General features: G+C 65.4%; 17 protein-coding genes and 1 pseudogene. 1 reads left to right on the top strand and 17 read right to left on the bottom strand.

Translation table 11 applies throughout. The features are described 5' to 3' along the window. The 16 genes from BLW78_RS28750 to BLW78_RS31140 form a co-directional block, all read right to left on the bottom strand. Positions 1-346: transposase (locus BLW78_RS28750; protein WP_139307774.1), on the bottom strand; the 346-nt coding region annotated here is incomplete at its 3' end. Positions 347-406: 60 nt separating this feature from the next. Next, positions 407-535, bottom strand: a complete 129-nt coding sequence (locus BLW78_RS32115) for a hypothetical protein (RefSeq protein WP_280142489.1) — start codon at positions 533-535, stop codon at positions 407-409. After that, the gene (locus tag BLW78_RS28745; RefSeq protein WP_091683591.1) at positions 535-4500 is read right to left on the bottom strand and encodes a glycosyltransferase; all 3966 of its coding nucleotides are present in this window, start codon (positions 4498-4500) and stop codon (positions 535-537) included. Before BLW78_RS28745 ends, BLW78_RS32115 begins: the two co-directional genes overlap by 1 nt. Positions 4501-4678: 178 nt before the next feature. After that, entirely contained in the window at positions 4679-8194 is a 3516-nt protein-coding gene (locus BLW78_RS28740) for a hypothetical protein (protein WP_091683590.1), read from the bottom strand. A 366-nt stretch (positions 8195-8560) separates the two neighbouring features. After that, on the bottom strand, positions 8561-8917 hold the full coding sequence (locus BLW78_RS28735) for a hypothetical protein (protein ID WP_091683588.1): 357 nt from the start codon (positions 8915-8917) through the stop codon (positions 8561-8563). Positions 8918-9062: 145 nt separating this feature from the next. Beyond that, positions 9063-10046, bottom strand: a complete 984-nt coding sequence (gene gmd / locus BLW78_RS28730; protein ID WP_043072932.1) for a GDP-mannose 4,6-dehydratase — start codon at positions 10044-10046, stop codon at positions 9063-9065. A gap of 131 nt (positions 10047-10177) precedes the next feature. Continuing rightward, the gene (locus BLW78_RS28725; protein ID WP_091683586.1) at positions 10178-11362 is read right to left on the bottom strand and encodes a polysaccharide biosynthesis/export family protein; all 1185 of its coding nucleotides are present in this window, start codon (positions 11360-11362) and stop codon (positions 10178-10180) included. A 390-nt stretch (positions 11363-11752) separates the two neighbouring features. Then, on the bottom strand, positions 11753-12301 hold the full coding sequence (locus BLW78_RS28720; RefSeq protein ID WP_091683584.1) for an NUDIX hydrolase: 549 nt from the start codon (positions 12299-12301) through the stop codon (positions 11753-11755). A 996-nt stretch (positions 12302-13297) separates the two neighbouring features. Beyond that, positions 13298-15364, bottom strand: a complete 2067-nt coding sequence (locus BLW78_RS28715; protein WP_210186904.1) for a GSCFA domain-containing protein — start codon at positions 15362-15364, stop codon at positions 13298-13300. A 630-nt stretch (positions 15365-15994) separates the two neighbouring features. Beyond that, positions 15995-16945 (bottom strand): N-acetyl-gamma-glutamyl-phosphate reductase, encoded by a 951-nt coding sequence (argC, locus tag BLW78_RS28705; RefSeq protein WP_091683580.1) that lies wholly within the window; start codon positions 16943-16945, stop codon positions 15995-15997. Between the two features lie 185 nt (positions 16946-17130). After that, positions 17131-17616, bottom strand: a complete 486-nt coding sequence (gene rpsI / locus BLW78_RS28700; protein WP_091683578.1) for a 30S ribosomal protein S9 — start codon at positions 17614-17616, stop codon at positions 17131-17133. Positions 17617-17618: 2 nt separating this feature from the next. Next, positions 17619-18080, bottom strand: coding sequence for a 50S ribosomal protein L13 (gene rplM, locus BLW78_RS28695; RefSeq protein ID WP_091683577.1), 462 nt, complete (start codon positions 18078-18080; stop codon positions 17619-17621). Between the two features lie 450 nt (positions 18081-18530). After that, positions 18531-19145: a CoA-binding protein gene (locus BLW78_RS28690; RefSeq protein WP_091683575.1), complete on the bottom strand. Its 615-nt coding sequence runs from the start codon at positions 19143-19145 to the stop codon at positions 18531-18533. Between the two features lie 127 nt (positions 19146-19272). Further along, entirely contained in the window at positions 19273-20556 is a 1284-nt protein-coding gene (locus tag BLW78_RS28685; RefSeq protein ID WP_091683573.1) for a nucleotide sugar dehydrogenase, read from the bottom strand. 1569 nt (positions 20557-22125) lie between these two features. Further along, positions 22126-22422, bottom strand: coding sequence for an ATP-dependent helicase (locus BLW78_RS31145; RefSeq protein ID WP_139307773.1), 297 nt, complete (start codon positions 22420-22422; stop codon positions 22126-22128). A gap of 669 nt (positions 22423-23091) precedes the next feature. After that, on the bottom strand, positions 23092-23355 hold the full coding sequence (locus tag BLW78_RS31140; RefSeq protein ID WP_139307772.1) for a hypothetical protein: 264 nt from the start codon (positions 23353-23355) through the stop codon (positions 23092-23094). A 1943-nt stretch (positions 23356-25298) separates the two neighbouring features. On the opposite strand from BLW78_RS31140, the pseudogene BLW78_RS28670 reads away from it, so the two are divergent. Continuing rightward, a pseudogene (locus BLW78_RS28670) lies at positions 25299-25544 on the top strand (septal ring lytic transglycosylase RlpA family protein); the annotation flags it as partial. A gap of 455 nt (positions 25545-25999) precedes the next feature. Here the strand turns inward: BLW78_RS28670 and BLW78_RS28665 are convergent. Further along, a complete protein-coding gene (locus BLW78_RS28665; protein WP_091682355.1) occupies positions 26000-26815 on the bottom strand; it encodes an IS5 family transposase in 816 nt (271 codons plus the stop codon). Between the last annotated feature and the right edge of the window lie 43 nt (positions 26816-26858).

The raw sequence follows: 26858 nt of genomic DNA, 5'->3' as shown, positions 1-26858 counted from the left end.
TACTTTTTTTCAGCAGGCGGTTTTCCACGACGAGATCGGCCACGACCTCCTTCAGCGCACCCGCCTCGCAACGCAGGTCCTTGACCTCGTCGGCGGTCGCGGCACGGGCCGAGTCGCCGGCCAGCCGCTTCTTGCCGGCCTCCAAGAACTCCTTGGACCAGCCGTAGTACATCGAGCTGGCGATGCCCTCACGCCGACACAGCTCGGCGATGCTGTCCTCACCGCGCAGGCCCTCCAGCACGATGCGGGTCTTCTCCTCCGCCGAGAACTGCCGGCGCGTGGCGCGGCGGATGTCCTTGATCACGGCTTCTGCCGGCTTCCGCGCCGGCCCGGACGTCTGTTTCATCTTCGCTCCTGGGCTACGATGAACCAGCCATCCTCCGTTCGTGAAGACCCTCAATCTGTCTCAGGAGTGCTGACGGCGGACACCGTGGATCGGGATCAGCGGTTTCGGGTCGGCGTACCCGGCCACCGAGAAACGGCTGCCCTGGCCCGCCATCGGGATGACGATCGTCAACATGGTCGAATCGTTCATCACGCGTCCTCGAGCGCGCGCTTGGACGCCCGGCCCGGCGCGTCCGCGGGGGCAAGCCCGTAATAGTCGCGCAGGATATCGCCGTACTCGGCCGCCTGGATCGCACCCTGAATTCGGCCCCGCGGCGAGACGTCGACGGATAGAAGCCGGTCGTTGAACGCGGACGGGTCGTGCAGCAGCGCGTAGGGCAGCGCGTGCCCGTGTGCGTAGCCGCGCAGCCGCTCGCCCTGCGCGCCGAGATCGAAGGCGACCACCGGCAGGCCGGTGCGCAATGCGAGCGTCAGCGCGTACGAGTAGGTCTCCGGCCAGATCGCCGGCAGGAGCACGATGTCGGCGAACGACTTCGCCGCGAGGTCGAGCGCCTCGTCGTCGCTCATGTAGCGGCCGGTCTCGGCGACATCGACCGCCTCCAGGGCCGGACGGAGAGCCGGGTCGGAGAAGCCAATGATGGTGAAGTCGATCGGCAGATCCCGGTCGCGGACGTCGGTGGCCAGCGCCTGGAGGAAGCGCGCGCCCTTCATCATGTTGATGGCGCCGAGCACCACCACCCGGCGCCGGCCCTCCGCGCGCTTGCGGATTGCCGGCCGGATCCGACGGTCGGCTTCGAAGTGGGGCCGCACCGTGATCGGGAGATCGGGATAAACCCCTGCCAACCGACCGGCAGTGTCGTGCGAGGGCGCGAACACCCGCGCGGCGCCGGCCAGGAAGGCGCCGAACACCGCCCGCCGCTCTTCAGGATCCGGCTCCTCGTAGGCTCCTATATCCGCGGTCAGGCAGCCGCGGCAGACCGGGACGGGGGCGAGCCCGCAATAGGTTCCGTCGGGCTGGACCAAGTGGTTGCGGTGGCAGACCGGCGAGTAGTCGTGCAGCGTCCACGCATAGGGCCGGTTCGACTCCGAGACGAGGCGCATCATCGTCCGCGCCTCCGACCAGCGCAGCCCCGCCAGCGAGTGCACGTGAATCAGCTGTGGCGCCAGCCACCCCAGGAACTCGGCGATCTGCGCCTCGTCCCGGGGCAGGTACAGGCTCTCCAGCGTCGGCAGGTAGAGGTAGTCGCCGCTGCGGTTCGAGACGTTGATCTGGATGTTCCGGTCCCGGTCGATCGAGAACAGCACCACGTGGGCATCTTCGCCCTGCAGGCGTGCGATCACGTCCTCGATGTGCCGCTGGATGCCCCCACCCCAGGAATGAGTCACGAACAACACCGCGCGCTCCCGGAAGTGCCGGGCGAGCCGGTACAGGTCGATCCGCGCGCGCGTGTGCCGTCCGGGATCGGCGGCGACGAACTGGCCGACGACGGCCGGATAATCCGGGTGCTTGGAGAGCAGCGCCGCTTGGCCCTGGTCGTACTCGCCGCCCTCGTCCAACCCGAACGAGATCTGGCCGGCGTGGTAGACGAACACGTCCTCGGCGAGCAGGTTGACGTAACCCGCCTTGATGGCGCGCATGCACCAGTCGTTCTCCTCGCCGTAGCCCTTCCCGAACGCCTCAGCGTCGAGGTCGCCGACAACGTCGAGAGCCTCGGCCGTCATGTACATGCAGAAGCCGACCCCCGTCGGCACCTCGACGTGGCGCCCGCGGTTGATCCGCGCGACTGCAGCGTCGAGCTCGGGGCGCTCGATCTCCAGCTGCATGCTGTTGTTGGCGTTGAACTTCGGATAGCTGCAGATCGTGGCGTTGTTCGACAGCGGCGTGATGCTGCCGACCTGCGGCCGGGCCTCGGCGTGGGCGACGAGACGGTCGAGCCAGTCGCCGAACACCTGCGCGTCAGAATTGAGCAGGACGACGGCGTTGCCCTGACGCAGCGACAGGCCGCGGTTGACCGAGCGGACAAAGCCGAGGTTGCGTTCGTTCTCGACGAGGTGGAACAGGCCGCGGCGGGCGAGGTCGGCCAGTTCCGCGGTAAGCTCCGGGTCGGGGGAGCGGTCGTTGATCGCGAGCAGCGCGAACCGGGTTCTCTGCCGGGCCGAGAGGCACGCGTGGATCGCACGAAGCGTCTCGCCGCGCCCCTTGTAGATCGGCATGATCACGACGACGTCCACCATCGTGATCGGCAGGGTCTGGGGCAGACCCTCCCACTCCTCCGGCTCGGGCGCGGACATGGCCGGCCACGTGCCGAGATCCTCGGCCGAGGCCATCAGTCCGGCCGCGCGTCCGGTGCGGACGTAATGCAGGAACGGCGATTCACCCGCGGCGAGCAGGTGGCCGTAGGCCTTGCCGTAGAAATCGTACGAGAAGTGGTTGTTCGGCAGCCGGCCCTCGTGCTGGCCGTGGGCGACGAAGTGAGCGAGCGGGCCGCCGCGGGCGCCGGCCACGTCCGGGTAGCGCTTGGCGTAGAAGGCGGCGTCGAAGTGAGGCTCCATCAGCAGAGCCTCGTCCATCAGCGCGTCGTCCTCCTCGGAGGGCGGCGTGCCGTAGCGCGGGTCGAAAGACGCACCGATATCCACGCCGAGCATCAGCGCGGTGGCGAGATGGTGGACGAAGGGCGCCACCCCGGTCTCCAGCACATAGCCGTGCGCGTCGAGATAATCCTGCCCGTTGAAGTCCGGCCGCGGATTGCGTCCCGTACGCCAGCCGCGCTCGCAATAGTCGCGGATCGCGTCGACGTCGTCGGGCACACCGTAGCGTCGGCGATAGAAGGTGTGATCGAAATGCAGCGCCGCCAGGGCAGCCTGCAGGCGCAGGTAGGCCTCGCGATCGACCGGCTCACGGCCGATCTCGGCGATCCAGGCGGTGTCCTCGACGGGCGGCCGCTCGGGGCGGAACCCGCAGACGCGAAGCAGGGTATAGAGCGTCGAGTGCCGCGGGCCCGGGTCACGGCCCTCACGCCAGCCGGCGCTCGCGAAGTGCACGTAGGGCCTGACGCCGCCGCCGCGCACGTCGGCATAGGTCGACCGGTACCACGCGTCGTCGACCGCCGGAAAGTTGATCCGCCCCGGCCCCTCGAAGGGCTTCTCGCCCGCGAGCAGCGTTTCGGCCACGTAGCGGAAGAACGGATCGCCGCGCACCGCGCGGTTCTCCGCGCGCCCCTGCACGTAGCCGGCCGGATCGAATTCCTGGCGCGGGCTGCGCATCTGGCGCCATTCCCCGGCGGCGTAGGCGCGCAGCAGTGTCTCGTCGGGACGATCGTCGTCCAGGCCGCGATAGTAGACGGCGTCGAAGTAGGGCGCGATCGTCTCGATCCGGAACGCGACCGCCTCGTCCTCGCTGAGCGGTCGGGCCTTGCCGCCGTTCAGCACGTAATGCAGCAGCGGGTTCTCCGCCTCGTAGCTGATGCCCCGGCTCAAACAGTAATACGGGACGTCGAAGTTGGGCGACGGGTCCCGGCCCTCGCGCCAGCCGGAGCTCATGTAATGTCCGCCCGGATCGACGCCCGCGGCCTTCAGGTCTGGATTACCCGCAAGATAGTAGTCGCCGTCCACGAGGCGCCGCGCGAGGCGGGCGGCGCGCCGGGCATCGGGGCGTGGGATCGCGTGGATACCGCGATCGTGCAACGCGCGCAGATAATGCAGGAACGGGTTGATGTCGGTGCGTGCCAAGGCGGGGCGCGCGGCGAGGTAGTCGGCGGTCGAGAAATCCGGACGCGGATCCCGGCCCCGGCGCCAGCCGATCCGGAGATAGTCGCGCAGTCCAGCCTCGCCCGCGATGCCGTACCAGGACTCGTAGAAGGCGGCGTCGAAATGGGGCGCGAGCGCTGCGATCTGCTCCGCCTCGGAGGTGGGGTCGGTCGAGGGCGGCAGGCCGCCGCGCGCGGCCAAGCGCACCAGCGGATTGCGGCTCGCGCGGGTGTCCGGCGCGCCCGCCCAGCGATAGTAGAGGCCGTCGAGCCCGTTCAGAACACCCCTGCCCTGACGGAGGCCTGCACTGAGGGTGTGGCCGAGGCCGGTGCGGGTGATCCCCCGGCCGAGGGTGCGGCCGAGTCCGGTCAGGCCGCCCTGCCTGCCCCAGGAGAAGCTGGGCGCCATCACGCTACCTCTCGGATCAGTGCGGGTGCGCCCGCGGCCGGCGCTGCGGGTGCGAGGATCGGATCGATCGGGCTCATGACAGCTTGGCGTTGAGGAGGACGGACGGCGACAGCGCGCGGTTGATCTCGACGAGCGGACTAATCGAAGCGATCGGTCCCGTAAACTCGGGCGTCGAGCCTCAGGGAAGCGGCCGCCCGTCGTAGTTCGGCGGCCCGAGCTTCAGGAACGCCTCGTTGTAGTACGGATCGTGCGCGATCCGGGCGCCCCAGCGCCGCGCGAAGCGATCGGTCTCGACCGCACGCGCCCGCGGCGCCCGTCTGGGTCGGACATCCGCGAGGATCGCGCTCGGTTCGTAGACGACCCTCTGGCCGGCCGCGCGCCGCGCGAGGCAGTAGTCGACGTCCCAGAGCGCGGGGCCGAGATCCGGGTCGAGCCCGCCGGCCGCGCGGAAGGTCTCTGCCCGGGTCATCAGGCACTCCCCGCTGACGGCCAGGAAGTTTCGGGTGGCCGCCGCACTGAAGAAGTAGCCGTCGGGCCCGCCGTTGCCCTCCCGTACAGGCTCCGGCATTCCCGCATTCGCCACGATACCGGCGTGACGGAACTGCCCGTCACCGTCGACGAGACGCGCGCCGACCGCGCCGACCGCGCGCTTGGTGACCTGGATCAACATGCGCTCGATCCAGTGACGCTCCACCGGCTCCAGATCCGGGTTGAGGAACAGAAGGACTTCCCCTGACGCCGCTCGGGCGCCGGCAGTCAAGCGCTGGACCGGATCATTCTGAAATTCGACGGCGACGACGGGCCGGCACCCGGCCGAGCGGAGCGCAGCCGTCTCGGCGTCGCCGGCCTCCCGGTCGAGGACGGCGATCAGGTCGAGATGGGCGTGGCTCGACCCGTCGCGGATCGCCGCGAGCCGCTCGAGGAAGGCCTCGACGGCGCGCGCCTCCTCGCCCGCAGCGCCCAGAGCGAGCAGGGTCACGACCGAGACGGTCTCGGAGCGCGGGCCCGGCGCTATCGCGTAGCGGCGCGCGCCGACCGCGACCTCGATGCGCGCGTCCACGCGATCTGTCCGCGCCAAGTGTTCGCCGATCACCGTGCGCTCGACCTCGTCGGCGCCGAAGCGCCGATCCGGGCCGCGCAGCAGGATCCGGCGCAGGTGCCGGATCCGGGCACCGGCCTCGCCGAGGCGCAGGGTCAGTTCGAGCGGGCCAGCCGCTGCGTCCAGGAACTCGGCCACCGCCGCGCCTCGATAGCAGGCTGCGCGGCCGACATAGTCGAAACTTTCGATGTAGTCCGGGCTCCAGCCGGGCTTGTAGAACGGCAGGAGGCCGCGCGGGCCGCTGACCTCCTCGTCACCGTAGATCAGGTCGGTGTCGGGCGCGCGGTTGACGTCGCAGGCGAGGTCGTAGAGCGCCCGGGGCGGCAGCTCGTCGCCGGCCGCCAGCCAGATCAGATAGCTGTCCGTTCGGTCCCGCAGGGCGTCGCGCGCGGACTCGCGGCTGTCGCAGGCGAGCGTGCGCCCGTAGATCTGCCGGTCGAGCGACGCCTCCGTCCGCCTGATTGCTTGCCCATCGGCGCCGTCGATCAGCACGACGAAGGTGGGCTGCACGACCATCAATGCGATGTGCCGGTGGATGTCCTGGATCTCGGCGGCGAGCGCCAGACGCTCGGCTGCGACGCGGCGGGCGTGGAGTGTTTCGAGCGGCAGCGGCGCCCGGCCTTCGACGCGGCCCGCGACCGCGTAATGAGCGAGCGGGTTCAGGCCCGCGCGGGCGACGTCCGGATGGCGCTCAAGGTACCAGCTGGTCGAGAAATCCGGGCTCGGGTCGCGGCCCTCCGCGACGCCGAGGCGCAGGTAGTGGTGCAGCGGCGTCTCGAAGGCGTCCACCAGTTCCGGATAGGTCCGCAGGTACCAGCCGCCGTCGAACAGCGGATGCGGCTCGGAGCCGATATGGACGCCGCGCTCGATGTAGTCGACGAGCGGATCCTCGTCGGGGCCGAGTTCCGGATGGCGCGCGCGGTACCACGCGGTGTCGAACAGCGGGTTTGGATCTGCACAAGCCCGGATGCCGTGCGCGAGGTAGTGCACCAGCGGGTTGACGTCCCCGAGCCCCGGGACGCGCGAGCGATACCATCCGATATCGAACAGCGGGTGGGGATCGCGACCTTCGCGCCCGCCATCGCCGAGGAAGTGGACCAGCGGGTTCTGCCCGGAGGCGGCCACGTCCGCGTTGCGCTCCAGGTACCAGGAGGTGTCGAACAACCGACAGGGATCGCGTCCCTCGGCGGCACCGCCCTCGATGAAATGCGCGAGCGGGCTGCGACCGGTCTCGACGAGATCCGGGTTGCGGGACAGGTAGAAGGCGGAATCGAACAGCGGATGGGGATCGAGCGCGGCCCCGCGCATCCGATAGTGCAGGAGCGGGTTCAGGCCCCGGACACCCGGATTGCGCTCCAGATACCACGACGCGTCGAACAGCGGATGCGGATCCGTCTCGCCGCGATCCTTCAGATAATGCAGCAGCGGATTGGCCCGGGCGTCTGCGGCGTCCGGGACCTGCCGCAGGTAATAGGCCGGGTCGAACAGCGGATGGGGGCTCAGCGCCGCCCGCGCCCCGTCGGTGAGATAGTGGATCGCCGGGTTCATCCCGGCCTCGGCGACGTCCGGAACCTGCCCAAGGTACCAGGGCGAGTCGAACAGCGGGTGCGGCTCGGCACCATCCTCAGGGTCTCGGCCGAGATAATCGAGCAGCGCGTTCTCGCCCGCGTCCGGGAAGGTCTCCCGGTACCAAGCCGTGTCGAACAGCGGGTGCGGATCGTAGCCGAGCCGCGCGCCGATCCGCAGGTAGTGGACGAGCGGGTTCTCGCCCGTCGCCGCGACCTCGGGATGTCGGGCGAGATACCAAGCGCTCGCGAAGAACGGGTGCGGGTCGACTCCTTCGCGGCCACCATCCGCGAGGAAGTGCAGCAGCGGATTGAGGCCCGCCTCGCCGACGTCCGGACGCTGGCGCAGATACCAAGCCGCGTCGAACAGAGGATGCGCCTTGCGGCCTTCGAAGCCGCCGTCGCGCAGGAAGTGGTGCAGCGGATTCTTGCCGCCCGCGGCCACGTCATCGTTGCACAGGAAGTACCAGGACGTGTCGAAGGCCGGGTGCGGGTCCAGTTCCGCGACTGCGCCACGCGCGAGATAATGCAGGATCGCGTTGTCCCCGGCTTCCTTCGCCTGCTCGCGGTACCAAGCGGTGTCGAACAGTCGATTCGGATCGTAACCCAACCGCGCGCCGGTCCGGAGGAAATGACCCAGGAGGGGACCATCCTCGGTCGCGACATCCGGGTGTTTGGCCGCATACCACGCGCTGTCGAACAGCGGTCCAGGATCGACGCCAGGCTGGGAGCCGTTGTCCAGGTAATGCAGAAGCGCCGTCTGGCCGGAGGCCGTCGCCTCGGGATGCTTGCGCAGATACCACTCGGTGTCGAACAGGGGGTTTGGGTCGATCTCCGCTTGGTTCTGGTGGCTCGCGTAATGCGCGAGCGGGTCGTCCGCCTCAGGATGCCGTGCGGCATACCAGACTGCGTCGAACAGCCCGGATTCCCGTATCGCGCGGGTGATCGGATCCGCCTCGACGGATGCACCGTTCGCAACCTCCGCGAGGCCAACCGAATCCGACGGGGAGGAATGCTGCGAGTCGTCCATGTGGTCCCGAGCTTTAAAACGGGCGCAACTGATAACGGCGCCTCCGGTGACCTGCAACGGCGAGGTCTCGAGACGTCGGCGATTGTCGACGAGTTTGCCGGCGGCCGGCCGGGTCGTAAGCAGTCGCCCCCGGTCATCTGACCCGGATGGGGACGGGGCCGATCCTGCGTTGTGCAACCGCGTCGACATTCTGCCCGGACGTCGATCGCACTGCTTGCGGTGTTCGGGGGGGCGACGCGCCACGGGCCGGGTGAGCCGCAATCTGCGCACCCAAATCCTCCGCCTCGATCTCCGATCGAGGGCTTCCGGCCTGTATCGGCCCACAGCGGCTGTTCGGCGTTGGCGTTCTCGCCGAAGCCACCTGTTCTACGCCGTCGCGGGTTGCAGGGTCGGCAGGTCCGGAGGCGGGGGGCGGAGGCCGTCGCGCTCGGCGGGGGGCAGGCCGTCCCAGGTCGTGCGCAGCCGAGCATAGGCGCCACGGTACAGTACCAGCATGCGCTGAATGTCGCCGGGATCAGGCAGCGCCCGACCGTCGATCATGGGCGATCCAGGTTGCTGAGACGCGAGTCCGACCCCCGCAATGGTCACGCGGTCGGTGTGATCGCGCAACAGGCGGGCCGCCTCCGACAGGAGCGCCACGTATCCGGCGAGGGTTCTTCGGTGCGTGTAGAACTCGGCCTGCGCGAAAGCGTAGTCCTCGGTCGTGTGATGTGCGGTGGTCATACTGTCCGATCCAGGCCCGAGCCCGACGGATCATGGGCTGGGCCACCGCGCGATTCTAGTCTCTCACCCGTTGCGGGGTGGTTCGGTGGCGACCGCCACGAAGTCCGGCCAGAGATCATGCCGCTCCGAGGCGCGTCGGAGATCTTCAGGCGTTGGCGCTGAGGCGCTTGATGTCGGCGTCGACCATCTCGGTGATCAGCGCCTCGAGGCTGGTCTCGGCCTCCCAGCCGAAGGTCGCCTTGGCCTTGGCGGGGTTGCCCAGCAGCACCTCGACCTCCGCCGGCCGGAACAGCGCCGGATCGACGATCAGGTGGTCGTCCACCTTCAGGCCGACGTGCTTGAACGCGATCTCGCACATGTCGCGCACCGTCGTGGTCCGGCCGGTGGCGATCACGTAATCGTCCGGGCGGTCCTGCTGCAGCATCAGCCACATCGCCTGCACGTAGTCGCGGGCGTGGCCCCAGTCGCGCTTGGCGTCGATGTTGCCCAGCCGCAGCTCCTTCTGCCGGCCGAGCTTGATCCGCGCCACCGCGTCGGTGACCTTGCGGGTGACGAACTCGACACCGCGCAGCGGGCTCTCGTGGTTGAACAGGATGCCGTTCGACGCGTGCAGCCCGAAGCTCTCGCGGTAGTTGATCGTCATCCAGTGCGCGTACAGCTTGGCCACGCCGTAGGGCGAGCGCGGGTAGAACGGCGTCGACTCGCTCTGCTTGGCCTCCTGGATCAGGCCGAACATCTCCGAGGTCGAGGCCTGGTAGTAGCGCGCCTGGGGCGCCGCCGAGCGCAGGCATTCCAGCATGTGCACCGCGCCGAGGCCGGTGACCTGCCCGGTCAGCAGCGGCTGCTGCCAGGACGAGGTCACGAACGACTGGGCCGCGAGGTTGTAGATCTCGTCGGGCTTGGCCGCCTGGACGATGCGCAGCAGGGCGGATTGGTCGAGCAGGTTGCCGTCGACCAGTTCGACATCGTCGAGGATGCCGAGCCACTTCAACCGGTGATCGAACACGCCGGCATGGCTGGAGCGCCGCACGATGCCGGTGACGGCGTAGCCCTTCTGCAGGAGCAGCTGCGCCAGATACGCGCCGTCCTGGCCCGTCACTCCCGTGATCAGCGCTCGCTTGGCCGTCATGAACCCGTCCCGTCCCGAAGATGCCCGGCTGCTAAGGCTCGGGTGCAGATCGAGTCAACCCGAACGGCCCGAATGGGCGCTCGGTCCGAGCAGCCGGACATACATTCCGGCGGCTCGAGCCTCCGATGGCTTCACTTCAGATAATAGTAGCCTAGGGCGGCGTTCGAGACGGGACCTGTGACGCCGCTGAAGACCGTGAGTGCCTTCTGGACTTCGGTGAAGGGCGCGTTCGACACGTAGATCAGGTCGCGGTTGCGCATCCGGAACGCCTGCGACACGAACAGGCTGTTGGGGTCGCGCATGTCGATCCGGTAGACCACCGGCACCAAAGGCGTGCCGAGCAGCTTCGAGCCGGGGCTGAGACGACGCACGACGCTGGCGGGCTCGAACCGGAAGATGAAGGTGCCGGCCGGGTCGGCGGCGAAGTCCGACAGGCCGCGCGCCTTGGCCAGCGCCTGCGCCAGCGTGATCCCGTCGGCCTGGAACGGCAGCTCGGTGCTGTTGCCCAGCGCGCCCACCGCGATGAAGGTCTGCGGGTCGCGCACCAGGGTCAGCACGTCGTTGGGCCGCAGGTAGATGTTCTCCCGCGGGTTCGACACCACCGTGGTCAGCGGCACGGTCGCGGTCACCGGCCCGCGCGAGAGCCGCACGAAGGTCTCGTTGACCGGCGCGCGGTTGCCGCCGGCGGCGGCGATGACGTCGAGGATGCGGTCGCCGTGGCCCGAGAGCGGCAGGCGGGCGCCGGCGGCGCCCTCGCCGGTGACGGTGACGGCCTGGGAGATCGGGCGTGTGACCGAGACCAGCACCTGCGGCTGGATGGCCTTGCCGGCGAGCTCGTTCTCGATGAGCGCCTGGACGTCCTGGGTGCGGCGGCCGGCGACCTTGATGCGGCCGGCGTAGGGCACCGAGATGGCGCCGTCGCGCCCGACGGGCTGCTCGGGGATGAGGGCGGACTTGGAGCCTGCGGAGAAGCGGTCGGCGACGAGGGGCCCGGAGAACAGGCCGCCGGACCCGGCTTCCCAGACGGAGACCGAGACCATGTCGCCGATGCCGATGACCGGCTCGGAGGAGGGGCGGTGGTCGCCGAAGGAGGCGAGCAGGCTGTCCAGCGGCCGGCCGCGCAGGGCCTCGACCACGGAGGGAGTGACGTCGATGATCTCGTAGCGGGCGAGCAGGCCCCCGTCGGCCGTGGCGACCTCAGCCCCGGCCTGGATCGCGCTCGCCGTCGGACCCGCCGCGGGCAGGTACGTGCAACCGCCGGCAGATCCAGCCGCCAGGGCGGCCATCAGGGCGGTGTGCGCCGTCTTGCGCAGCATCGACTGTTCCTCTCTGATCCGACTCGAAGCGGGTCGGCATGGGAGTTTCGGGTTCTCGCCGGCCAGCGCCGCCCGCCAGCGACCGTCGATACGGTGGCCGACGATGCCCGGGTCGGGCGAACCGAGGTCGTCCAGCATAGACGATCGGCATGCGCACCGAGGCGTATGCGGCCGCCGACGCGCTTTAAACTCACCGATGTGGCGGTGCGGCCACGCTTGAGATCACAGTCGGGTGCACGTTCCGTAAAGGGACCCTCGACGTGCAGATTCCCCGGCACGTGGGTCGGCTCCAAAGGTCGGCGCAGCGGCACGGGCCCGTGGTCATCCCAGCAACGTGCTCGCCTGCGGATGCGGATCGACGACCTCGAATTCCGCGCGAGGGCGTCGTGTTCAGGCGTCTGCGGCGCGCGTGAGGGCGAGCAGGATGAGACCGACATGTCCCGCGTTCGTCACCGCACCTGAACAGGCCAGAGACACTAATTCGTGGCGTGGAACCAGCACGGTCTCGATGTCCTCCGTCGGTTCCGGAGCAGCGATCCCCGCGATGACCCCTTCTGCCAGCACGAGATGAACGCGGTTCGTGTAGCGGCCCGGATCGGGGGAGAGAGTGATGAGGTGCTTCAGCCTCCCGCCGGTGTAGCCCGTCTCCTCTCTCAGTTCGCGGGCTGCCGCGCCAGTGACGTCGGTCTCCCGCTCATCCATGATCCCACCCGGGAGCTCGAGCGTCAGACCGGCGAAGCCGTGTCGATACTGGCGGACGAGGATCGCGCGATCGGACGCGTCGAAGGCGAGCATGTGGACAAAATCGTTCGACTCGACGAGGTAATAAGGTGCGATCGTCGCACCTGTCGGCGTGACACAATCGTCGGCGCGCACGCTGATCCAACGGTCTTTGAAGATTTGCCGTGTGTTCGTGACGGACCATATCCTTTTCGTCATGCTCGGACTCACCTCTCTTCGTTACTCCTTGTCCGGCCAGAGAGGCGAGTTTATGGCCAAGCCTCAACACCCCATCGCTGATGATCGCGCGGTGAATCGTTACTCAGCGATCGAGCTTTTAGTTCGCACCGGCGGGAACACGCTCGAGCGGCGAGCGCCGATGACGGTGTAAGCCCACGTCGCCGTCGCGGTCTGCGATACCGCCGCACGTCTTCGCCGATCCAGCGGACGCCGCCGCCCCCAGAACAGTGCAAGGCATCGGATCGTGTACGGTTTGGAGAGACGGAGTGGCTGTTTGGACACTCGGATGCCGGGACCACTTCCATACCGAATGATCCCTAAGCGCTTATGCAGCAAAGCTTATCGACCTCGGATTTTGGCCGGCGTGTTCTTGGGGGGACGCTTGGGTGGTGCCGCGCACCCGCAGGATCGGCCGGCGTCGCAGCGATCAATCGCGTGTTGGGTGCAAACGCGAGCGTCCGAATGGCTGGCTTGAGTCTCTGTATTTTCGACCGGGTTGCCCGTCGTACCTGCCGAGGCGAGGCCAAGCGCGGCTGATGTCCCGCAACCTGTCTGAGAGCCTCGAACACCTTGCTCAGGTGCCCTCAGAGCGAGGCGAAGGGCACGACGTCCTCGATATCTCGTCACCCAACCGGCAGCGATGACGCTCATCACCGTCACGCTGAACAAACCTGGGGCTCGCCGGCCTACAAAGAACGCACGTGAAAGCCAGCGGCAATCCCCGGCAGACGAAGGATTTCACCTTGATGGTCGTCGAGGAAAGCGGGCGTGTGGGTCGACGGACCGATGCGGATTCACAGAGCTCTCTTGGCGCTCTCTTGGCGCTCTCTTGGCGCTCCCATGGCGCTCATCGTCGTGCGGGCCTTCGGCTTTGCCGAAGCTCCGTCAGCGATCCCACGGCCGCGCGCATTACCTTGCGCGCGGCTCGATCGGTTAACACGCTCCGCCACGTCTCCTACGCGTCGTTGCGCACCATCAGTTCGTAGCGTCGAGTGCTTCCTCATCGCAGAGGATCTTCGAGGATCGTGCAAACTCCGCCCGCAATGACGCGTCCTGACCGACCTTTGGCTCGGGCGCTCGCCCCATGTAGTGACGGTCGAAGACGCGCATAACATGGGCGACGCCGCTATCCGTCACAGAGCGGAGATCGGACTCGAAGTAGGTAAACGAGTTGGCGGAACTGGTTATAATCTCATACGATGGAAAATAATCGACATTATGATGTTTTTGGCAAATTTCACCAACTGCCGCTCGAAGTGCTGACTTGCTGTAGATCGTCGACACGAGAACATGTCGATTCTCGTAGGTGGCGACCAGTGGTACAGGGGAAACGGTAAACAGAATCTTCAGGTCGGGATTTCGCGTGCGGATGAAGGCGATAAATGCTTCCAAATCACGGCGAACTTCCTCTGCCGTCATGTTCGCGAACCGATACAGTGACGGATCCGGCGGCCGTGCCACGACGCCGGGAGCGAGAGGGAACACCGCCCCGTCACCGATCGACTCCCAGATTTCCGTCAGGCCGATGGTGAAGATGAACAGGTCGCTCTCGTCGAACATGCGCCTGACAGCGGCGAGGTGGTCCGCCAGAGCCGCGATCACCTCTTCCTCCGAAGCGTGACCTGCTGGATCGACCTGGGGGCGGAAGGGATCGACATAGCGTCCATCGGGACGGCGCCACGCGGTGTCGTGTGGTTCGAACAAGCCATATGCGCGACGGGCGAGCTGAAGGAGCTGCCGAGCGCTGTAGATATTGCCGAAGCGAGCGCTAAACAGGTCGAGGCCGTCAGAGCCGCGTTCAGTGACGTGGTAGTTGAATCCTCGATCGATCAGCGTCCGAGCGATGTGCTGTGCAAAGCAACTGCCAGCAGTAGCGATCCGTTCATCGACACTCAGTCGGAACTTGGGCGCGATGACCGGGTCGAGGTCGGCCGGTGCGACATCCGCGACGGCGCGGCGCCAGAAATGGTGATCCGGCAACTTGGCATACGGATTCGAACCACGTCGACGCCCTGAGACAACGAGATTTTCGAGATCTCGGTACAGATCGGACTGCGCTTCCAGCCGATCGCAGCTAATATCAGACGGTTCCCGACCTCGATACAGGTCGAAGGAGCCGGCAACGAAGCGCTCAAGATCGAGGATGCGGCCAGGGACGCCTGCGGTTTTGAAATCGTAGCTGCCCTCGAGGCAGAGCCGGTCGGCAATCTCAGGGTAGAGCGGCCAGACCGGACCGGACAGCAGAGGGTCGCCTAAGAAGCGACCGACGTTGTGGGCCGAAGGTGCGAGATCGACCGATCTCAGCACGCTCTCCGCGATGTGGGCCATCGCGGCGAGCTTCGGATGATTGACGGCGTGGCAGAATGGGGCATCGCGCTTCAGCGCAGTCAGGAGCGCCTCACCGTCGAGGCCCGCTTGGCTGCAATCTTCCACGAAGCGAGCATCCGAGCTGGCCGCGTAGGTGAAGTAGCCGAGGCGGTCAAAGACATCTTCGCAGAATAGATTCAAGGTTTGCTGGACCGTCAAGCCTCGCGACCATCCATAGAGAGTCAGCGCCGAATTGTAGTCGTGCATCGGGCTCTTGAGCGACGCACCGCCGGCACGAGCATAGACAAGGTCAGGATGAAATCCCGCGTGATAGAATGTCGGCCACAATTTAACCTTCTGGATTTTATCCTCTGAGATGAACGCGTGGTCATTTTTGAGGTTTGAGAATTCAGTTTGCAAAAAGATGATATCACTGGTCCCAACGACCTCTGTGCTCGAGATGCCGAGATGGAGTCCGTGGATTTCCACGTCGGGCAACATCGCGCGCAGGCACAACGCCAGGACAGGGGCTTGGCAGTTCCCGACGACACTGATGCGGAATGCAGCCGCGTCAGGCTGCACGGCGACCTGCGTGCGGCCTTCGCGCCGGCCGAAGAGATCGAAGTGGAGACGCGCCGGAACTCCTGCGGCTCGGACGTCCGGATTGGCCGCTAAATAACGCTCCGCGTCGAAATTACTCTCGGTGGCAATTTCGACACTATTGTGCATATTCATATCGGAGATCTACCCTGAACTGAAATCTTGCGTCGATCAGAGTGTAGATCGCGCAGATCTCGTAACTGAGGGGCTGTAGAATAGAGCGCGTTTTTGCCCGATTTGTCATCGTGACCGCCATCGGAATGGTCTTAATGTTTGGAAAATAAACCTATTCGCGTTCTGGTCTGAGGTCCCATTCGTATAGAACCGGCGTCTCGGCAAGGCAACAACAGGTTGAGGCCGCAGTCTCGGTGGCAGGTTTTAGCGTGGAAGCTGTCTTGCGTGATTGAATATCATTGGCGCGATCGACAAAAACTGCGAGTTTATCTGTCTAGGCGCTGATGGTTTGATGAGGATTTTTCTTCGCAATACATTGGAATTCGATTTCGGTGGGGAGGGGCGGCGTGTGCGTCGACGCCCACGCCTGAGATGACGGTCTTGGTCGCACGGCCTGCCCGCGACGCTCGTCTCCAATGACGCGCGACATCCGCGAACGGCAGCTCCAAAGCGCATCGTTCTATCGCTGGGTCGGCACGAGGCCGGATCACGTCGGCTCTCTCCTCGACGGATTCACCGCCGCTGAATCTCATCCCCCGGTCTCGCGCACTGGCCCTCTTGAGACAGACCGAACGTGATCGAGTCGCGTTGTCAGCGGTCGAGTCCGAGCATCAGCCCGAGATTCTGAACAGCCGCCCCGGAGGCGCCCTTGCCGAGATTGTCGAGGCGGGCCACCAGCACCGCCTGTCCGTGCTCGGACGAGCCGAACACGCGCAGTTCCAGCCGGTCGGTGTCGTTGAGGTCCTCCGGCTCGATCTTTTCGCGGTGCGCGCCGGTTCCGGCGCCCGGCACCACCTGCACCAGCCTCTGCCCGGCATACCAGTCGCGTAGCGCCGCCTCGAGATCGGAAGCCGAAGGCCGGCCCGGAAGTGTCTCGAGGTGGAGCGGCACGCTCACCAGCATGCCCTGCCGGAAGTTGGCCACCGACGGCACGAAGATTGGTCTCCGGGTGAGCCCGCTGTAGCGCTGCAGCTCCGGCAGGTGCTTGTGGGCGAAGCCGAGGCCGTAGAGCTGGAACGGCGGCGCCGTGCCTTGCTCGTAGGCCTCGATCATGCTCTTGCCGCCGCCGCTGTAGCCGCTGACGGCGTTGACGCTGATCGGGTGGTCGGCCGGGATCAGGCCGCCCTCTACAAGTGGGCGCAGGAGCGCGACGCCGCCGGTGGGGTAGCAGCCGGGATTGGCGACCCGCCTGGCGCGGGCCACCGCCGCCCCCTGCTCGCGGGTCAGCTCCGGGAAGCCGTAGGTCCAGCCCTCCGCGACCCGGTGAGCGGTGCTGGCATCGAGGATGCGCGGGCCGCCGCCGGGCAGGCTGTCAGCCAGCGCCACCGTTTCCTTGGCGGCCTCGTCCGGCAGGCAGAGCACGACGAGGTCCACCTCGGCGAGCAGCGCGCGTTTCGCCGCCGGATCCTTGCGGTGCTCCGGCGCGATGCTGCGAAGGGTGACCCGCCCGTCGCGCTCCAGGCGCTCGCGGATGCCGAGCCCGGTGGTGCCGGCCTCGCCGTCGATGAACACGGTGGGCTTCTGTACGCCGTCGCCAGCCATCGTCCGTCTCGCTCTTGAAGTCCTGTTACGCCGCCCGAGTCGGGGCCCGCGGCCGCCGATCAGGTGAGCGCGTGGCTACCTGCTGTCAACGGCCGTGTCGGAATCCAGAAGTCGGGCCCTGGAAACGCAAAAGGGCGGCCCCTGCAGGAGCCGCCCTCTCCGTGACGCCGGTGTGACCGGAAGTCTTAACGCTTGGAGAACTGGAAGCTGCGGCGGGCCTTCTTGCGGCCGTACTTCTTACGCTCGACCACGCGGGCGTCACGGGTGAGGAAGCCCTCACGCTTCAGCGGACCGCGCAGCTCCGGCTCGTAGTAGGTCAGGGCCTTCGACAGGCCGTGGCGCACCGCGCCGGCTTGGCCGGAGAGGCCGCCGCCCGCCACCGTGACGGTGATATCGTACTGGTCGACGCGGCCGGCGATCTCCAGCGGCTGGCGCAGGATCATGCGCAGCACCGGGCGGGCGAAGTACGTCTCGACCGGGCGCTTGTTAACCGTGACCGTGCCGTTGCCGGGCTTGATCCAGACGCGGGCGACCGCATCCTTGCGCTTGCCGGTGGCGTAGGCCCGGCCCTGCGCGTCCAGCTTCTGGACGTGGACGGGTGCCTCGTTAGCGGGGTCGACCGCACCGGCATTCGCCCGGTTGAGGTCGGCGAGGGACTGCAGGGTCGCCATGATCAAGCGCTCACGTTCTTGCGGTTGAGGGCGCCGACATCGAGCGCCTGCGGCTGCTGGGCCTCATGCGGGTGCTCGGAGCCCTTGTAGACGCGGAGATTGCCGAGGATCTGGCGGAAGAGCGGGCCGCGGGGCAGCATGCGCTCGACGGCCTTCTCCACCACGCGCTCGGGGAACCGACCCTCGAGGATGAACTTGGCAGTCCGCTCCTTGATGCCGCCGGGATAGCCGGTGTGGTAGAAATAGCTCTTCTGATTGTACTTACGCCCGGTGAACTTCACCTTCTCGGCGTTGATGACGATGACGTTGTCGCCGCAATCGACGTGGGGCGTGTAGGCGGCCTTGTGCTTGCCGCGCAGGCGCATCGCCACGATCGACGCAAGGCGGCCGACGACAAGGCCCTCCGCGTCGATCACGATCCACTTCTTGTCGACCTCGGCGGGCTTCAGCGAGGTGGTCTTCATAGCCAAATCCCAGGGGTTCCGACGGACCGGACCCCGACGCGTCGGGATCCGCGGACATCGGGGTGCCGAAAAACGAGCCGCCGCGTGGGGCGCACGCGGCGGCGATGGCGGGTGCATAGACGGCCCCGGATGCCGGGTCAACAGCAAAATCAAAAATCGCGAAAAGACGAGCAATCACGGGGGTTTGATGATTGAGGTATCATAATACCGCGCACTTGGGGGCACGCGACTGCGCATGCCCGGGAGGGCTCTCAACGCCACCACTGCATCCTGGAGTGCCGGCTAGGGTGCCGGAGCGTGGTGGCGCTCGTGGTGAAGGGCTCCACGGATTGCTCAGCTGGCTGGAGTTTGCCTTGGACGCCTCCGCCGCGCCCGCACCGCAGGATGAGGGTGCGATCGACCGATCAGCCTTGCCACCGGATGCTGTCATGAACCGGATGAGGATCGCGTTCAGTCGCCGCGCCGGCCCCGCTCCGCGATGGTGAGCTTCTGGACGCCCTTGGCCGCCAGCACCGGCTTCCGGGCGCTGAGGATCCGTGAGTTCACGCCGGTCCAGCCGATCTCGCCGGAGAGGCGACCGTACTCGATCTTGGGACAGCGGTTCATGATCACTGTCAGTCCGCGCGCCTCGGCCCGGGCGGCGGCCGCGTCGTCGCGCACGCCGAGCTGCATCCAGATCATCTTCGGCGGGGGCGTCAGCGCCAGCGCCTCGTCGACCAGAGATCCGGCGGCGGCGGAATTACGGAAGATCTCGACCATGTCGATCGGCTGGTCGCCCAGTGCAGCCTGGACTTCGGCCAGGGACGAGGCCACCCGGCGCCCGAGCAGGTCCTGGCCGGCGAGGCCGGGATTGACCGGCGTCACCGCATAGCCCCGGTCGAGAAGGTATTTCAGGACGATCCAACTCGGGCGCGCCGGATTCGCCGAGGCGCCCACTAGCGCGATCGTGCGCGTGCTGTTCAGGATGGCGCGGATCTGCGCGTCGGGATAGCGGGCGTGCCGCTCCGCGAGCGCCGCCGCGTCGCCGGGCGCGGGCGGCCGGTGGTCGTGGCCCGTCTCGTCCATGGCGTGTTCCCTCGTCGTCCGGATGATCGCGGGTCCTCCCGCGCTGCGTTCCGCGGGTCTTGCCGAGCGTCTTGCCGCGCGTCTCGCCGCGCGTCTCGCCGCTGTCCCGGCCTCGGCGCGGCCGTCCTCACAGCCGCCAGACCTCGTAGCCCAGCCGCGCGAACGGCGCCTTCTCGAAGAGCGCCTTCACGTCCACGATCAGGCCGCCGGGCTTCACCCGGGCGGCGATCGCATCCGGACCGAGCCCGGCGTAGTCGCGGTGCGGGACCGCGATCACGGCCGCGTCCGCGTCGGCGGGCAGGTCGGCCCAATCGACGAGATCGATGCCGTACTCGGCCTGGGCCTCCGGCTTGCCGGCGCGAGGATCGTGGACCGAGACTGCGCAGCCGAACTCCTCCAACTCCCGCACGAGGTCGGCGACCTTCGAGTTTCGCAGGTCGGCGCAGTTCTCTTTGAAAGTCAGGCCGAGCACGATCACCCGCGCCCGCCCGGCGCCGCCGTGCCGGACAATCCGCTTCACCGTGCTGCGGGCGACGTGTGCCGCCATGCTGTCGTTGATACGCCGCCCAGCCAGGATCACCTGCGGGTGGTAGCCGATCATCGCGGCCTTGTGAGTCAGGTAATAGGGGTCAACGCCGATGCAGTGGCCGCCGACCAGCCCGGGGCGGAACGCCAGGAAGTTCCACTTGGTCCCAGCTGCCGCGAGGACCTCCTGCGTGTCGAGGCCGAGCTTGTCGAAGATCAGCGACAGCTCGTTCATGAGCGCGATGTTCAGATCGCGTTGGGTGTTCTCGATGACTTTGGCGGCTTCGGCCACGCGGATGGACGAGGCGGCGTGGAGCCCGGCCTCGATGATCGACCCGTAGAGGGCCTTCAGCCGCTCCAGGGTTTCGGGCGTGTCGCCGGCGACGATCTTCACCACCCGGGCGAGGCTGTGCTCCTTGTCGCCCGGGTTGATTCGCTCGGGCGAGTAGCCGACGAAGAAATCCGTCTTCCAGCGCAAGCCCGAGGCTCGCTCCAGGACCGGGATGCATACCTCCTCAGTGGCACCGGGATAGACGGTGGACTCGAACACCACGGTCGCGCCTACCCGCATATGTCGGCCGACGAGGTCCGAGGCTCGGATCAGCAGGTCGAAATCGGGGCATTGCGCCGCGTCCACCGGGGTCGGGACCGTGACGACGATCACGTCCGCCACGCTCAACGCGGCCGGGTCGTCGGTGATCGCGAGGTGCGCGGCGGTCCGGAACGCCTCTGCGTCGATCTCGCCTGCTGGGTCGTGACCCGACCTGTAGGCGGCCACCTTGTCGGCGGCCTGCTCGTAACCGATCGTGACGCGCACGCGGCCGAACGCCAGAGCGAGCGGAAGGCCAACATAGCCCAAGCCGACGATTGCTACGCTGTCCGCCACGCCGGTTCCTCTGCGTGCTCGGACACGCCGATAACGGTCCGGTCACCGGGCGCGTATAAAGGTGGCCCGCGCCCCAGTCGACTGATCCCGACCTGAGCAGTGACGGCGAGTCGGCGGAGAGTGGTGAAAATCCACGTCGCCCCCTGCCCGTGTTCGATGAAATGCCGAATGCGTCGAGCGGATTGCCTACGACGTCCTTGAGCCAATCGGTGTCAAGGATGCATCATCGCACTCTTACCACGTCCTGATATCACGCACGGAATTCGTTCTATCGACCTCTGACCCTTGATCCAGGCTCTCCATGCCGTTCGCGACAAATTTTGCCCATAGGAGCGCGGCAGCTGTCGTCGTTGCAGGCACGGACAAACTGAAGAGAATATGCGCGATCATGCCCATCCCACCGGTGCGCGGTAGAAAATTTCGCCCGATTCGCCAGTGATTTGTATGACCCAGTTCCGAGTCGCGCCGCAGCTGGCTGAAGCTGTCTTGCGGCACGCCCGAGCCATTCGATCTGCGATCTGGATCGCCTCATTGAACGCCTGCGTCTCCATGAACGTGGGCGCACGCCAGATCGTGGCGCTCAATGATCTGATCTCAATTCGGAACACGCGGTAGGGTCCTAGTCAAGGACGGCGACGTGCCACAAGCTATACATATTCTAGGTTGAAAATGAGTCTCATTCCTGCAACACCTGCGCGACTTGGTACGAAGAGCGACTTGATGGCAGGTGCATTTAGGAAAAGGAATTTCGAATGACTGACGGGTGCGCCCGTTATAATTCTTATGGCAATGCGAGTAAAAACTGGCTCTGATTAGGCTGGTGCCTAATATTGAATAAGCGAGACGTCCGTTTTGCGACTATGCGGCGTAGGAACTACGGCTGATCGGGAGTAGAGGCCCAGATGGTCTGGCAAGTGCCCCCAATGACCAATCTCCGCAACGATTTCGAATGTTGCCACCGATTTGTCGGGCGCCATCGGAGCGCAGCATATGGCATGGATAATATGGTCATTAATAAATTTGGCGACGATTCGGATAACATCGCTGCAGGCATATGTTCGGCGCGAGTCACATTGCAGATTCGTCTCTGCTCTGCGTTTTGATGCTGGATCTGTCCACGATTGAAGCCGCTACCCCCAGCTTTGTTTGCGCGCATCCATCGGCCCTCGATCCAGCATATAACCCTGTGCGGACTCTACTGCATCGCTCGGTCGGGTCAGAGCGAGACTTAGTCTATGTAGAGCAGCTCGCGCGCAAGCTTCATAATGCGAAGGGTTATCCATCTCACCTCTGAACCAGGTGCTGTATTCATGGACGATTTCTCCCTCTTCTGCGACAATAAGGGTGACGCGCCAGCCGAGCTGTCGACCGGACGAGTCTTGTTCTTGGACGATATCCTTGAGCGTGATCGTGGGGGCGGGCAACCTTCAGCCTCCGTCTATCTGAAAATCTCGATGATAGCCCAATCGAGTCGAGCGTCCAACAATTCATTCGGACCACATGAACATTGCCGCAACGGTCAGCCTTGAAGCGGTCAGCGCTCCTGCTCCCGAATTCCTTCAAACTCGCCTACCGCCTCCTATCCAGCACTCTACGGGTCTCCGCGAGCAGCACCTCGTGCCGGACTGAGGCCGGCCCATGGTTGGCCGTGTTCTTGCTTTCTTGAGCGATCAGCTCTTGAAAGCGTGCGCGCTTTACGGCTCGTGGACCAATACATTTCAAAAGAGCGCTGAGAACTGCGCGCATGGCTTCCATCCGATGGGTTGCTTCGGAGACTTCGAGCGCAGCGCGTACTTTCAGCTCTTGCATCGCCTCGCGCAGCTCCTCTAATTCTTTGTGAAGCCGCGCCTCCTCAGTATCGTTCATTTCTTTTCCGATCGTTTATCTATAGGAACATCGTCTGACGATGATCGCGGGCCGTGTCTACGGTGCAATAGGCATAATGGTCATCGTGCTCGTCTCACGCTCTGCCGTTTGCCACGCTGAAGAGCCCATCCGACAAGAAGCCGGAGCGGGACTGAGCGACTGGGATGGCGATTATGTCGGGAGGATGCCAAAGCCTGATCCAAATCCGCCATGTGCGAGTTCAGACCACTGGGCGTCAGGATAGCCTGACGGACCTGCGCTACAAGGCAGATCTGACTGATGCCGACGGGACGGTGGCCGGACCGCTGAACCTATTATCTACCACGTGCAGCCGACCGCACTTCTAGGACATAGTGTAGGTCCTGAGCGCCTTGTCTCAGTTCCGCATGGCAGCATCCCGTGAACTGCATCGCCTACTTCATTGCCCGTGCCTGCCGTGTCATGAACGCAGTCTCAATAGGCAACCCTGAATTAATTTTTGCTCGCCGGACGTCTCCTTTCCATATCACCAGCTCCTTGACCGTTGTTTTAACCGAGCACAAGGCCGTAACCGTAGAAGATTCATCGAGGGCAAAATCCGGCTAAGCAGGTAATCGCGAAGATCTCCGCGGAGTTAATCTTCCATCGCGTAGCTCATACCGTATGCCTGTTTTCTGATCTTGGCCTGTGTCAGCGCTTAATCCCTATTGTCGAGTCTAGAATGCGTGCGATGCGATCAGCCAATGCGTCGCACTCTTGTGCTTCCCGGGTTAGAACATCTGCGCCATCCTGGTCCTTCTTCTCACCGAGCCACCAAGCCTCCTTGCGCAGCGTCGCTTCCTTGTCACGTAGCGCGCGATGAACGAGCAATGCTTCACGGGTGTTTAGACGAAGATCGATGTTGCGCTGTCCGGCACCAGGCAGGCGACCGCCAACTTTCAGTATATCGGACATCGCGACAGCTCCGCATTTTGATCCTTGCATCAATAGCCTGAACTTAAAGGCTGTATGCGCGGGACCGTCAGTGACTAACATCTGATGGATGGTACATGCTCACGCGCAGTCTTACCTGCTCGCTCGGTCAATTTAGCCGCCTGTCCTTGGGCTAAGCCAGCAAACTCGGTCTGGGCACATTTGAGATCTCGGCCGGTACGTCTCATTGGCAGCTAATGCACGTCAACAATCGCCAATTCTTATGTCACGAGCGGCATATCTCGCCATGAGGCAAGCATAATCTCAGAGAAAAATGTCTCACATAAACTTGCCGAGTTTTGCTTAGCTTCGACGACGACGCCGTGTAGGTTGGGTTGGTTTATGCGCAGCACACACCTCCTTCCACATCTCGTCCCCACTTGAGCGCCGCAGGAGTGCGGCAATTATAATTTTGCGACTCTGCTATATTTGATGGATAAGAAGTTGGTATTGAATCGACGCTTTTATCATTCGACTTCTTTTCTCGTGAGAGGCATGTAACAAGCGCAGTATACACAATCGGCTATTATGCGGCCGCTGATCTGTTGTGACCGTCGATGCGATATTTAACGGGTGACGCATCAATTCATTGATTGATATTAATAACTTTGAATGATAGGAACACCGGCTTCGCAAAGATGCGAGGTTCTGGGGCAATCCATTAGGCCAGACGTGAGCTTTGCTCATGGGTGGTCGCGCTCCGCTACCGCTAGCTTCGCTTCCCCGCGGCTTGTATCTGACCGAGTATGCCTGCTTCGCCGACGGGAGCGCTCTCGTTCTCAACGTGTGCTTCCGCCGGAGGCGCTCGACCCACCTCCGCTGCCAGACAAAAGATTGGATCCGACGCTGCCCGAGAGTTGGTCCGGCGTTCCCAAGGGTTGCCCATAGCGATTGGTGGTTAGGTTCGGCTCCTCGGTCACGAGACCGCCCGGCGACGGATTGGTCGTCTCCGCTGGGTTGAACTGAATTCTACCGCCCGCCAGGGGCGTCGATAGACGTTCTGGTCGGACCGATGTTTCGCAGATCCCCTGACAGATCGGCACCGTCAGATCCGTCGGCTGACAGATCGGCCTCATCTCGCCGAGCACGCAGACGCACTGGCACAGCGCCGAGGCTGGAGCGGGCAGAAGCAGCAAGGTGGTGGCGAGCAGAGGTAGACGCATTGTGGCCGATCCAGGCGCCCGCGGCGGGCAACGATGCCTAATAGCATAAGGCGGGTCAGCGTAGGGCCCTTACGTGCGCGGTGTTCGCCCTGCTCGTCGTAGCCCGTGTCGGGCATTCTGCTCCTGAGCCGGTGTCGCATATCGACTGGGTTCGAGCCCATGAGCGCGGCAGTACACGCGGGTGCACGTCCTTCTGCGGCCGGGTGCTCGAGGTGATGAGGGTCTTGAGGCGGTGGCTGCGCCCGCGCGATCAGCAATCAGTTACGGGCTCCTGCAAAACGATCAGTGACCAATTCGAGCGGCAGGGTTGCAATCACGAAATTCACGATGTGAAAGATTGCTGGCTCATGAAAGCCAAGGCCTGCACGAACCCATAGGCCTGACGCATCAGTTAGGCGGCAACAATTTCGGTTTTCGCCGCCAGTCTCCTCCATCTTCTCCCCGGCCTCTTGCACCGAGCTCGGGCTGGAACGCGTGTTCTCCGAGATAGGGCTTTGAGAGCAGGTGTAGGGCTTTATCGCATTCGATCCTGACCGCCAGGAGGAGGAGAATCTCGCGACCGAGCTGCAGCTGTCCGATCCGATCACGGTCTTGGCAGTCCATGCCTTCGTGGTCTCGGGCATTCCGATCGATCTTGTGCAGCTCGCGACCCGGGCCGACGCGCTGGTCGCATACGCCCCCTCCTAAGCTCCAGCCTCAAGGATTTCTGAAACCCCTGCGCTTCCCGGCCCAGGCCGCCCTCGCGTGCCTTCCACTCGCAGGATCGACGCCGCGCCCCATTCCGAAGTCGCCTCTTGGGACGGCTTCGGCCACCGCGCCGCGAACGGCGGTCGGTTCGCACCCGACAGTCTAATTGCGGTGCATCGCAGCCTGCCGATCGGGACCCGGGTGCGGGTGACCTATGGCGGCCGGTCGGTGTTCGTGCGGATCAACGACCGCGGCCCCTTCATCGCGGGCCGAGTGATCGATCTGTCGCGCTGGGCGGCCCGGGCTACTGGCCTCTCGGGCGTCGGCCGCGTCCACCTCGCCATTCGCGGCCGAAACGGAGCCCAGCATGGGTCTCTCTCCGATCGGGCGCCCAGCCCCGAGGCGCGCGAAGGCGAGCGGTTGACCGCCTACAAGGATTCCGTTGACGTCTGGACCATCGGCACCGGGATCGCGAACGTCTCGGATCTTATCGTGGGGAAGCCCGGGCTGACGATCACGAAGGCTCAGTAGACGCTTTCTTCGCGCAGGCCGTCGAGAAGTACGTCGCCCCGTCCGGAAGGCGCTGGCCAAGCCGGTGCCTCAGCCGTCCTTCGACGCCTGCTGCCCGCTGTACTTCAACATCGGGCCGACCGGCATGGCGCAATCGAGTGTGATCCGGCTTTCCGACGCCGGCAACCTGCCGGCGGCTGTCGACGCCATCCTGATGCGGAACAAGCCGGCCGCGCTCAGGCCACCGTCGCCTCCCACGTGGGTGCCTAGAGGCTGTTACGAACTGCAGCGTAGTCGGCGGCCCTTCGGAGGAGCAGGACGCTGAAGGCGACGAGGTGCAATCCGGCCAAAGTGGCTGGCAGGCGCTCGTAGTCGCGAGCCAATCGGCGGAAGCGGGCCATCCAAGCGAAGGCACGCTCGACAACCCATCTGCGTGGCAGCAGCACGAAACCGCGCTTGGCCTCGGGTAGCTTCACGACCTCCAGAGCGATGCCGTGATCGGCTGCTGCCTTCGCCGCACGCTCGCCGGTGTAGCCTTGATCGACATAGGCGAGGTTCACGCTGTCGCCGGTCGCCTCCTGCACGGCATCAGCCAACCTCGCCACGGCGGCGCGGTCGTCGGCATTGGCGGGCGTGACGTGCAGGGCCAGGACCTGACCGAGCGTATCGACGGCCGCGTGCAGTTTCGAACCCCGGGTGCGCTTATGTCCGTCCCAAGCGGCGCGGGCACCACTCTCGGGCGTCGAGCGCAGCGTCCGGCTATCGAGCACCACGGCCGAAGGCTCTTCGGCACGACCCGACGCCATGCGCAGCACGGCGCGCAGGTCATGGACCAGGTTCTCGAAGCAGCCCGCCCTCAGCCAACGTTGGGCTTGATCGTACACGGCGTGCCAGGGCGGCAGATCGTGGGGCATTGCACGCCAAGCCACGCCGTATCGCACCACGTAGCGCAGCCCGTTGAACACCTCCCGCAGGCTATGCTCGCGCTGGGAGGCCGTCTCAGGCAGTAAGGTCAGGTAAGGGGCGACCAGCGCCCATTCTTCATCGCTGACATCGGACGGATAGGCATGGCGGGACTGCATTCCACCAAAACTGGCGCAGCCGCAGGTCCGTAACAGCCTCTAG

It is taken from the genome of Methylobacterium sp. 275MFSha3.1, from assembly GCF_900108435.1.
Lineage (GTDB): Bacteria > Pseudomonadota > Alphaproteobacteria > Rhizobiales > Beijerinckiaceae > Methylobacterium.
The sequence above is the reverse complement of the archived record's forward strand: the minus strand, read 5'-3'. Positions and strand labels throughout refer to the sequence as shown.

What these genes read in the sequence shown, in the direction of transcription:
- BLW78_RS32115 (WP_280142489.1), bottom strand. Translation starts at nt 535, where the DNA reads ATGAACGATTCGACCATGTTGACGATCGTCATCCCGATGGCGGGCCAG.
- BLW78_RS28745 (WP_091683591.1), bottom strand. Translation starts at nt 4,500, where the DNA reads ATGGCGCCCAGCTTCTCCTGGGGCAGGCAGGGCGGCCTGACCGGACTC.
- BLW78_RS28740 (WP_091683590.1), bottom strand. Translation starts at nt 8,194, where the DNA reads ATGGACGACTCGCAGCATTCCTCCCCGTCGGATTCGGTTGGCCTCGCG.
- BLW78_RS28735 (WP_091683588.1), bottom strand. Translation starts at nt 8,917, where the DNA reads ATGACCACCGCACATCACACGACCGAGGACTACGCTTTCGCGCAGGCC.
- gmd (WP_043072932.1), bottom strand. Translation starts at nt 10,046, where the DNA reads ATGACGGCCAAGCGAGCGCTGATCACGGGAGTGACGGGCCAGGACGGC.
- BLW78_RS28725 (WP_091683586.1), bottom strand. Translation starts at nt 11,362, where the DNA reads ATGCTGCGCAAGACGGCGCACACCGCCCTGATGGCCGCCCTGGCGGCT.
- BLW78_RS28720 (WP_091683584.1), bottom strand. Translation starts at nt 12,301, where the DNA reads ATGACGAAAAGGATATGGTCCGTCACGAACACACGGCAAATCTTCAAA.
- BLW78_RS28715 (WP_210186904.1), bottom strand. Translation starts at nt 15,364, where the DNA reads ATGAATATGCACAATAGTGTCGAAATTGCCACCGAGAGTAATTTCGAC.
- argC (WP_091683580.1), bottom strand. Translation starts at nt 16,945, where the DNA reads ATGGCTGGCGACGGCGTACAGAAGCCCACCGTGTTCATCGACGGCGAG.
- rpsI (WP_091683578.1), bottom strand. Translation starts at nt 17,616, where the DNA reads ATGGCGACCCTGCAGTCCCTCGCCGACCTCAACCGGGCGAATGCCGGT.
- rplM (WP_091683577.1), bottom strand. Translation starts at nt 18,080, where the DNA reads ATGAAGACCACCTCGCTGAAGCCCGCCGAGGTCGACAAGAAGTGGATC.
- BLW78_RS28690 (WP_091683575.1), bottom strand. Translation starts at nt 19,145, where the DNA reads ATGGACGAGACGGGCCACGACCACCGGCCGCCCGCGCCCGGCGACGCG.
- BLW78_RS31145 (WP_139307773.1), bottom strand. Translation starts at nt 22,422, where the DNA reads ATGAACGATACTGAGGAGGCGCGGCTTCACAAAGAATTAGAGGAGCTG.
- BLW78_RS31140 (WP_139307772.1), bottom strand. Translation starts at nt 23,355, where the DNA reads ATGTCCGATATACTGAAAGTTGGCGGTCGCCTGCCTGGTGCCGGACAG.
- BLW78_RS28665 (WP_091682355.1), bottom strand. Translation starts at nt 26,815, where the DNA reads ATGCAGTCCCGCCATGCCTATCCGTCCGATGTCAGCGATGAAGAATGG.